Raw genomic sequence first — 8,399 nt, forward strand, 5'->3', positions numbered from 1 at the left:
TCGCGATGCCTGAACCGACCGGCACGCTCACGTACCCCGGCGGGATCGCACCGGCCGGGTGGCGCCGACCCGTGCGGCCGCGCGTCGGGCACATCGAGTTCCTCAACTGCGTGCCGCTGTTCTGGGGGCTCGCCCGCACCGGCAGCCTGCTCGACCTCGACCTGCGCCGGGACAGCCCGGACGGGCTCAGCGACGCGCTCACCGCCGGCGGGCTCGACATCGGGCCGATCAGCCTGATGGAGTTCCTGAAGCACGCCGAGGATCTGGTCGCCCTGCCCGACATCGCGGTGGGCAGCGACGGGCCGGTCATGTCGTGCCTCATCGTGAGCAAGGTGCCGCTCGACCAGCTCGACGGTGCGCCGGTGGCGCTCGGCTCGACCAGCCGCACGTCGGTCCGGCTGGCCGCGCTGCTGCTCAGCGATCTCGTCGGGGTGCGGCCGCGGTACTTCACCGCCCCGCCGGACCTGGACGTCATGCTCCGCGACGCGCCGGCGGCGGTGGTCATCGGCGACGTCGCGCTGCGGGCCGCGCTCGCCGACGCGCAGCGGCTCAACCTGCACGTCTACGACCTCGGCGAGATGTGGCGGGAGTGGACCGGCCTGCCGTTCGTCTTCGCGGTGTTCGCCGCCCGCCGCGACTTCGTGGCCCGCGAACCCGAGACCGTCCAGCGGGTGCACCGGGCGTTCCTGGCGTCGCGGGACCTGTCGCTGCTCGAGGTCGACGCCGTGTGCGAGCAGGCGGCCCGCTGGGAGCCGTTCGACGCGGCGGTCCTGCGCCGCTACTACATGACGGCGCTCGACTTCAGCCTCGGCGCGCGGCAGCTGGCCGGGATCGCCGAGTTCGCCCGCCGCGTCGGCGGGCCGGACGCCGGCTTCCCGCCGGACGTCGAGGTGCGCCTGCTGTCAACGCCGTGACCCACTTCATGAAAGGCTCTGCCATGCTCCGATCTGCCAGCGCGGTGCTCGACCGAGCCGCCGCGGGCGAACGCATCACCCCCGAGGAGGCGCTGGAGCTGTACCGCTCGGCGCCGCTGCACGCCCTCGGCGCCGCGGCCGACACGGTGCGCCGCCGCCGGTACGCCGGTGTCGAGCACATCGCCACGTACATCATCGAACGCAACATCAACTACACCAACGTCTGCGTGACGGCGTGCAAGTTCTGCGCCTTCTACGCCCCGCCGAAGAGCGACAAGACGTGGGAGCGCGACCTCACCGACATCCTGCGCCGCTGCGCGGAGACCGTCGAGCTCGGCGGGACCCAGATCATGTTCCAGGGCGGGCACCACCCGGAGTACGGCGTCGAGTACTACGAGGGCATGTTCAAGGCCATCAAGGACGCCTACCCGTCGCTGGTCATCCACTCCCTCGGCGCGTCCGAGGTGCAGCACATGGCGAAGGTGTCCGGGGTCAGCCCGGAGGAGGCGATCCTGCGGATCAAGGCCGCCGGCCTCGACTCGTTCGCCGGTGCCGGCGCGGAGCTGCTGCCGGCCCGGGCCCGCACGGCGATCGCCCCGTTGAAGGAGAGCGGCGAGCGCTGGCTGGAGATCATGGAGATCGCGCACGGTCTCGGCGTCGAGTCGACCTGCACGATGCTCATGGGCACCGGCGAGACCAACGCGGAGCGCATCGAGCACCTGCGGATGGTCCGCGACGTGCAGGACCGCACCGGCGGGTTCCGGGCGTTCATCCCGTACACGTACCAGCCGGAGAACAACAAGCTGCAGGGCCAGACGCAGGCGACCTCCCTGGAGTACCTGCGGATGATCGCCATCGCCCGGCTGTTCTTCGACAACGTCGCGCACATCCAGGGCTCGTGGCTGACCACCGGCAAGGAGATCGGCCAGCTGTCGCTGCACTACGGCGCCGACGACCTCGGCTCGGTGATGCTGGAGGAGAACGTGGTCTCCTCGGCGGGCGCGAAGCACCGCTCCAACCTCCTGGAGATGATCCACCTGATCCGCGCGTCGGGCCGCGTCCCCGCCCAGCGCAGCACCACGTATGAGCACCTGCGGGTGCTGGAGGACCCGGCCGACGACCCGGTCGACGACCGCGTGGTCTCGCACCTGTCCTCGACCGCGGTCGACGGTGGCGGCATCGGCGCGATCGCGCCCCAGCGGCTGTTGAAGGTGACACCGGTCGGATGAGCCGCGCGGGTGGCTGTCGCGGCGCCGGCAACCCGCCGGCGCCGTCCCGGTCGGGAGGGTGACATGCAGATCATCGGCAACGGGTTCCTGGCGAAGAACCTCACCGCGGCGTTCGGCGACCGGTTCCCGGACGTGACGGCGCTCGCGGTGGGCGTGTCCAGCACGTCCGTCACCGACCCGGCCGAGTTCGACCGGGAGGCCGAGGCGCTCTACGCCGCCCTGCGCAGGTGTGCCACGCAGGACCGGACCCTGCTGTACTTCTCGACCGCGTCGTTCGCCATGTACGGCCACACCACCGCACCGGCGACCGAGGACGGACCGCTCTTCCCGCCGTCGGTGTACGGCCGGCACAAGCTCGCCCTGGAGGCCTGCATCCGGGCCTCCAGCGTGCGCCACGTCGTGCTGCGGCTCAGCCACGTGGTCGGCCCGCACCAGCGCCCGCACCAGCTGCTGCCGGCCATCGTGCGCCAGGTCGCCAGCGGCACCGTCACCGTGTACCGCGGCGCCCACCGCGACCTGCTCGACGCCCGCGACCTGATGCACGCCATCGACGGCCTGCTGACCGTCGACGCGGGCGACGTGGTCGTCAACGTCGCCTCCGGCCGCCCCCTCCCGGTCGAGGACATCGTCGACGGCGTGTCCCAGCGCCTCGGCGTCTCCCCCGACCGGGTGTACTCGACGGGTCCCTTCTCCCGCACCGAGGTGTCCCTGGACCGCCTGCGCACCCTCGTGCCCGGGTTCGGCAAGGCGGGCCCCGGCTACCTCGACATGCTGCTGGACCGGTACCTGGACCGCGCGGTGCCCGCCCCGACGCGCTGAAACCCGAGTCCGCGGGCCGGCCCGGGAAGGGGAGCCGGCCCGCACCCCGTCGTGACCGGGCGCGTTACGGGGGCTGACGTGCCGTCACGCCGCCGTCAGGCCGCCCGGAGAGCATGCGGCAGCTGACGGCCAGGACCCAGATCGGGAACACCAGCTCAGACCAGGGAACCCGGGTGACGACGACGAGCAGGACCGCGCCGACGAGCCAGCCCAGCCCAACCAGCCAGCGCGGGAACAGGTGCAGGCGGTGCCCGATCGTGGTCGTCGCGAAGGTGAAGACGGCGGCCATCCGCATGCAGTAGCTCGACAGCAGCGTGTATGTGAGGTGGTGGCTGTAGCGCCACAGCTCGGGCGGCGGTCCACCCGGCGACGCGTCGGCGACGTCGCGCATGCTGTCGGCGGCCGTGGCCAGCGCGAACAGCATCGCGACGAACAGCAGCCCGCCGCCGAGGAACACGGTGGCGAAGAACTTGTCCTCCCGCCCGCCGATGAAGGCCCGCAGCGCACCCATGAACCACAGGAAGGAGATGCCGGCGAACGGCAGCAGCGCCAGCGCCACCCGCAGCACGGTGCGGCCGGACGTGCTCGTGTGCCACTGGTCCGCGGTGGGCGGCAGCTCCGGAAACACGATACGGATGCCGACGATCACGGCGGCGCACAGCACGGCGAAGGCGATGCCCGCGACCCCCGCCGCCCGGGGCGACCGGGGCGACCGGGGCGGCTGGGGCGGCTGGGGCGGCTGGCCGGACTGCCCCGTCGCCGCTGGCACAGCCACCAGCCCAGTGTGGCGGGCGATCAGCGCCCGCCCCTCGCCGGTTTCGGGTGATGTGTGCTCGTCGCTGCAGGGTCACGTCCAAGGTTCTCCGTGCTTGAGAAGGTGGAACACCTCCGTGAGCAGGCCCAGACCTGGTCGAGCATCGGCTTCCACCGGCCCGGGAACTCCTGCCAGGTGGTCTGGGCCTTGACGACCGCGGTCGCCCGCGCCGGCATGGTGGTGAGCACGACGTTGTACGCCATGCACCGGTCCTACCACGCCGGCGCGGATGCCCGACCGCGGGTCAGCCCGCGGGTGCGGCGAGGAGGCGTTCGATGACGTCGGCGCCTTCGGCGGGGCCGCCGCCGGCGCGCATCGCCGCGCTCATGGCGGCGACGCGGGCGAGGACCTCCGGGTCGTTGGTGAGCTCGTCGACGGCGGCCCGCAGCGTGGCCGGGGTGAGGGTCGAGGCGGGCAGGTAGCGGCCGATGCCGATCTCGTCCACCCGGCGGGCGTTGACGGCGTTCTCCGGGGTGTGCGGCACGACGACGCACGGGCAGCCGTGGTACAGGGCCTCCACGAGGCTGCCCATGCCGCCGTGGGTCACGAAGACCGACGCGCGGGGCAGGACCGCCAGGTGTGGCATCCACTCGTGGGCCTCGACGTTGACCGCCGACACGCCCTCGTCCAGGGCGTTGCCGCGGCCGAGGGTCATGACGACGTGCCACGTCTTGTCGGCGAAGGCGTCGGCGCACAGCTGGAACATGCCGGTGCGTTCGTTGGACTCGGTGCCCATGGAGATGAGCGCCACCGGTACATCGGGATCCGGGGCCGTCCAGGTGACCGCCGGTGGCGTGGAGGGCAGGCAGTGGCCGAGGAACGTGAACTTCTCGTCGAACGTCTCGCCGTGCGGCTGCAGTGCCCTGGGCAGGAAGACGAGGTTGTGCTCGTCAGCGACGGCCATCATCGCCCACATCTTCGCCGGGTCCGGCTCGACCTCCGAGAGGATCTCCATGATCGCCTCGACGCCCTTGTGGACGTAGTCGGAGTCGCGGTCCATCGTCTCGGCGTGCAGGGAGAAGTGGTCGTTGGAGGCCGTGTACGGGAAGTACTGCAGGGTCCGGGTGCCCCACTCGCGGGCCAGGATCCGGGCCGGGACGAAGCTCTCGAAGTCGTAGACAATCAGGTCGGGCCGGTCGCCGGTGAACGCGGCGCGCGCGGCCGGGATGACTCGGGTGTTGGCGTCGGCGAGGATGTCCAGGCCGAGCTCGGCGATCTCGTCGCTCTCGACGTGGCTGCCGGTGCTGAGCCGGCGCCGGACGGACGTGTAGCCGGCCAGGTCCGCGCCGACCGAGGCCACCGCCGCCGAATACATCGAGTCGACGACGTAGGTGACCCGGTGGCCGCGCTCGACCAGGTGCCTGGCGATCGGCAGCGTCGGGTTGAAATGCCCGTAGTCCGGGAAGACGAAGATGGCGATGTGGGCCGTCATGACACTCGCTTCGGGGGGAGGACGACGCCGTTGTCGAAGATGGCCGCCATGACCTCGGGCAGGTCGGCGGGCGACTCGACGTGCACGACGGGGAACGGGAAGCCGATCCAGCCACGCGGCAGCGACGGGCCGAGGACCAGCCCGACGCGGGTCTTGTGCCGGTGCATCTCGGCGCTCATGTCGTCGATGCGGATCGTCTCGACGGCGTTGCGGCTGAACATGTCGGCGATCTCGGCCGCGCTCGTCAGGGTGCGCTGCTCCAGCGCCGAGCACAGCGGCAGGACCGGGTCGCCGAGGCCGGCCCCGGCGGCGATGGCGGCGATCGAGTCGGCGACCGCTTGCCGCAGCGGCGTGTGTACGGCCACCGAGTTGGCCTCCTGCACCTGGACCTGACCCAGCCCGCCGGACGCGGCAGTCTCCTCGGCGAGCCGCTCCAGGGCCTCGCGGTAGCCGCTGAGCAGCAGGATGCGGAACGTGCCGGTGGGGTGGGTGCCGAAGTCACCGGCGAGCCAGACGCCGTCGCGTTTCGGCTCGACCAGCAGCGCCTCGTCCTCGCCGATGGGAAGGAACGCGACCGCGACGCCTTCGGCGGGTCCGGAAGGGTCGCGGGGTCCGACGTGGTCCATCCGCATCAGCAGGTCGAAGAGCCGCTCCCGGGGCAGTGCGCCGGCCAGGGAGGAGCTGACCATCGAGCCGAGGCTGAGCCCGCCGACCGCGGCCGGGTGGATGCCCTGCGCGGCGAGGACGTCGTGGATGCCGACCATGGCGGCCGCGAGGGCGACCGAGCCGTGCCGCGACCGGGCCTCCAGGTCCTCCTCGTCGTCCTCCCGGCGGCGCAGCAGCCGGTCCAGGTCCAGCCCGGTCCAGGCGCTGACCTTGTCGTACACCTTCTGCATGGCCGGGTAGGCGTCGTGGAACTCCATGACGCCCCGCGGGTCGTAGTTGAGCAGGTTCGTTCCGAAGATGAACGCGAGGCTCATACCGGCAGCCTTCCTGGGGTCACGTGGGGAGGAGCACGTCGTGCTCGCGGACGGCGGCGACGACCTGATCGATGTCGTCCGGGGCGTCGACGTACACGACGGGGAACGGGAACTCGAACCCGTCCCGGGGCAGGGTCGGGCCGAGGATGACGCCGAGCCGCGCGCCGAGGCGGCGCATCTGGCCGGTGAGGTGGTCGGCACGGATCGGCTCGACGACGTTGCGGCTGAACTCGCTGCGGACCTGGTCGGCGCTGTGCAGCACCCGCGGCTCCAGCGACGAGCACATCGGCACCGCCGGGTCGGTGAACTCGATGTCCGCGGCGATGCGGGCGAGCACGTCGCGGGCGCGGTGCCGCAGCGGGCTGTGCACCGCGACGGTCTCCTCGCTGAACACGAAGTACTCCGGCGGGTAGCCGGTGGCCAGCTCGTCGAGGGCGTCACGGTAGCCGCTGAGCAGCAGCATCCGGAACGCGCCGCTGGTGTGCATGCCGAAGTCGCCGGCGAACCAGACCCCGGGCCGGGTGCCGTAGAACGACTCGTAGGTCTGCCCGAGCGGCAGGACCGCGGCGACGCACCCCTCGGGCAACTCGTCCCGGTCGGGACGCTGGTCGCCGTCGGTGTGGCCGAGCAGCCCGATGACGTCCTCACGGGCCACCGCGCCGCTCAGGGCCCCGGACACCATCGCGCCGAGGCTGATCCCGCCGACCATCGCCGGGTGTACGCCGTGCTCGCCGAGCAGGTCGGCGATGCCGAGCATGGCCGCGGCCAGCCCGATCGACGTGGTCCGGGAGCGCTGCGTCGCGTCGTCGGCGGTCCGCAGCAGCAGGGCGACGTCGATGCCGGTCCACTGCGCGGCCCGGTCGTAGGAGTCCCGGACGGCCTGGTGCCGCTCGTACAGTGCGATGAGGCCGGTCGGGTCGTAGGCGAGGTTCTTCTGTCCGAGAATGAACGCCAGACTCATGCCGCCACCTCCGCGAACCGTTCGAGCTCGGTGACGACCTGGGCGGGGGTGGGCCGGTCGAGAGCCTCGTCGCGCAGGGACGCGGCGTTGGCGGCGAACCCGGGCTCCGACACCAGGCGGGCGACGGCGTCGCGGATCTCCTGCGGCCCCGCCTGCACGTGCGGCAGGAACAGACCCGCGCCGGCCTGTTGCAGGCCCATGCCGCGCAGGGTCTGGTCGGCGACCGCGGTGGAGACGCACAGCTGCGGCACGCCGTGCACGAGGGCGGTGGCGTAGCTGCCGAAGCCGCCGTGGTGGATCAGCGCGGCGCAGCTGGGCAGCAGCGCGTGCAGCGGCACCGACTCGACGACCCGGGCGTTGTCCGGCACCCGGTCGAGCTCCTGCACCTGTACCGGCAGCAGCGCGGCGACGACCTCCACGTCGAGGTCGGCGAGTGCCTCGAGGATCGCGGCCTTCGACACGTAGTCGCCGCCGTAGCGTTCGGTGTTGGCGGCGCCGAGGCTCAGGCACACGCGGGGGCGGGCGGGCGGCTCGGCGAGCCAGTCCGGGACGACGGCCGGGCCGTTGTAGGGCACGAACCGCACCGGGATCCGCCGCACGTCCGACGGCACCGACAGCCGGTCCGGCAGCGGGTCGAGGGTCGCCTGGCCGGTGATGAGCTCCTCGCTGAACGCGGCGCCGAGCTTGTCGGCGTGTGCGCCGAGCCAGTCGGCCATCGGGTCCTCGCGCCGGTCCTCGGGCTGCTCGTCGCGGAGCTTGGTGAACAGCTGCCGTTTCATCGCCCACACGTCGGCGAAGCACATCGAGCGGACGTGCGCGGCGCCGACGGCGGTGGCGGCGAGGGCGCCGGCGTACGTGAGCGGATCCCACACGACCAGGTCCGGCCGCCAGTGGCGGGCGAACGCGACGAGGTCGCCGATCATCGGCTCGTTGTAGTAGGCGAAGCCCCAGGCGCCCATCTGGGCTCGTTCGAGCTCGCGCTCCCAGGTCAGCTTCGCCGGGTCGAGCTCGCTCCAGTCGACGGACTCGACCTCCTGCGACTCGCGGTGCTGCGCCATCGCGGAGCTGATGTTGCTGTCGTCGCCGACGCCGACGGCGGTCATGCCGGTGCGGGCGATGACGTCGGTGAACGCCGGCGAGCTGGCGACGCGGACCTCGTGACCGGCGGCGCGCATCGCCCACGCCATCGGCGTCATGCAGAACAGGTGGGACTTCTCCGGCAGCGTGACGAACAGCACCCGCATGACGAC

The 8,399-nt window shown here is 72.1% G+C and carries 8 protein-coding genes; 3 read left to right on the forward strand and 5 right to left on the reverse strand.

All coding sequences use genetic code 11. The features are described from left to right. Positions 1–5: 5 nt before the first annotated feature. The 3 genes from ACQEVZ_RS01600 (at position 6) to ACQEVZ_RS01610 (ending at position 2,962) form a co-directional block, all read left to right on the forward strand. Entirely contained in the window at positions 6–914 is a 909-nt protein-coding gene (locus tag ACQEVZ_RS01600) for a menaquinone biosynthetic enzyme MqnA/MqnD family protein (RefSeq protein ID WP_433360234.1), read from the forward strand. 23 nt (positions 915–937) lie between these two features. Further along, on the forward strand, positions 938–2,143 hold the full coding sequence (gene mqnC / locus ACQEVZ_RS01605; protein WP_354903561.1) for a cyclic dehypoxanthinyl futalosine synthase: 1,206 nt from the start codon (positions 938–940) through the stop codon (positions 2,141–2,143). Between the two features lie 63 nt (positions 2,144–2,206). Then, positions 2,207–2,962: an NAD-dependent epimerase/dehydratase family protein gene (locus ACQEVZ_RS01610; protein WP_433360238.1), complete on the forward strand. Its 756-nt coding sequence runs from the start codon at positions 2,207–2,209 to the stop codon at positions 2,960–2,962. Between the two features lie 64 nt (positions 2,963–3,026). Here the strand turns inward: ACQEVZ_RS01610 and ACQEVZ_RS01615 are convergent, their stop codons facing one another. From ACQEVZ_RS01615 to ACQEVZ_RS01635, 5 genes are all read right to left on the reverse strand, one after another. Continuing rightward, positions 3,027–3,737 carry a hypothetical protein gene (locus tag ACQEVZ_RS01615; protein ID WP_433360241.1) on the reverse strand — a complete coding sequence of 237 codons (711 nt, stop codon included), beginning with the start codon at positions 3,735–3,737 and terminating at the stop codon, positions 3,027–3,029. A gap of 283 nt (positions 3,738–4,020) precedes the next feature. Beyond that, on the reverse strand, positions 4,021–5,208 hold the full coding sequence (locus tag ACQEVZ_RS01620; protein ID WP_433360244.1) for a macrolide family glycosyltransferase: 1,188 nt from the start codon (positions 5,206–5,208) through the stop codon (positions 4,021–4,023). Further along, a complete protein-coding gene (locus tag ACQEVZ_RS01625; protein ID WP_344506608.1) occupies positions 5,205–6,188 on the reverse strand; it encodes a hypothetical protein in 984 nt (327 codons plus the stop codon). Before ACQEVZ_RS01625 ends, ACQEVZ_RS01620 begins: the two co-directional genes overlap by 4 nt. 19 nt (positions 6,189–6,207) lie before the next feature. Beyond that, positions 6,208–7,149 carry a hypothetical protein gene (locus ACQEVZ_RS01630; RefSeq protein ID WP_354903552.1) on the reverse strand — a complete coding sequence of 314 codons (942 nt, stop codon included), beginning with the start codon at positions 7,147–7,149 and terminating at the stop codon, positions 6,208–6,210. Beyond that, positions 7,146–8,393 carry an activator-dependent family glycosyltransferase gene (locus ACQEVZ_RS01635; protein WP_433360248.1) on the reverse strand — a complete coding sequence of 416 codons (1,248 nt, stop codon included), beginning with the start codon at positions 8,391–8,393 and terminating at the stop codon, positions 7,146–7,148. The genes ACQEVZ_RS01630 and ACQEVZ_RS01635 overlap by 4 nt, the downstream gene beginning before the upstream one ends. Between the last annotated feature and the right edge of the window lie 6 nt (positions 8,394–8,399).

It is taken from the genome of Dactylosporangium sp. CA-152071, assembly GCF_050936335.1.
Lineage (GTDB): Bacteria > Actinomycetota > Actinomycetes > Mycobacteriales > Micromonosporaceae > Dactylosporangium > Dactylosporangium maewongense.

Excerpts from the sequence above, each read along its gene's own strand:
- ACQEVZ_RS01600 (WP_433360234.1), top strand. The coding sequence starts at position 6 with ATGCCTGAACCGACCGGCACGCTCACGTACCCCGGCGGGATCGCACCG.
- mqnC (WP_354903561.1), top strand. The coding sequence starts at position 938 with ATGCTCCGATCTGCCAGCGCGGTGCTCGACCGAGCCGCCGCGGGCGAA.
- ACQEVZ_RS01610 (WP_433360238.1), top strand. The coding sequence starts at position 2,207 with ATGCAGATCATCGGCAACGGGTTCCTGGCGAAGAACCTCACCGCGGCG.
- ACQEVZ_RS01620 (WP_433360244.1), bottom strand. The coding sequence starts at position 5,208 with ATGACGGCCCACATCGCCATCTTCGTCTTCCCGGACTACGGGCATTTC.
- ACQEVZ_RS01625 (WP_344506608.1), bottom strand. The coding sequence starts at position 6,188 with ATGAGCCTCGCGTTCATCTTCGGAACGAACCTGCTCAACTACGACCCG.
- ACQEVZ_RS01630 (WP_354903552.1), bottom strand. The coding sequence starts at position 7,149 with ATGAGTCTGGCGTTCATTCTCGGACAGAAGAACCTCGCCTACGACCCG.
- ACQEVZ_RS01635 (WP_433360248.1), bottom strand. The coding sequence starts at position 8,393 with ATGCGGGTGCTGTTCGTCACGCTGCCGGAGAAGTCCCACCTGTTCTGC.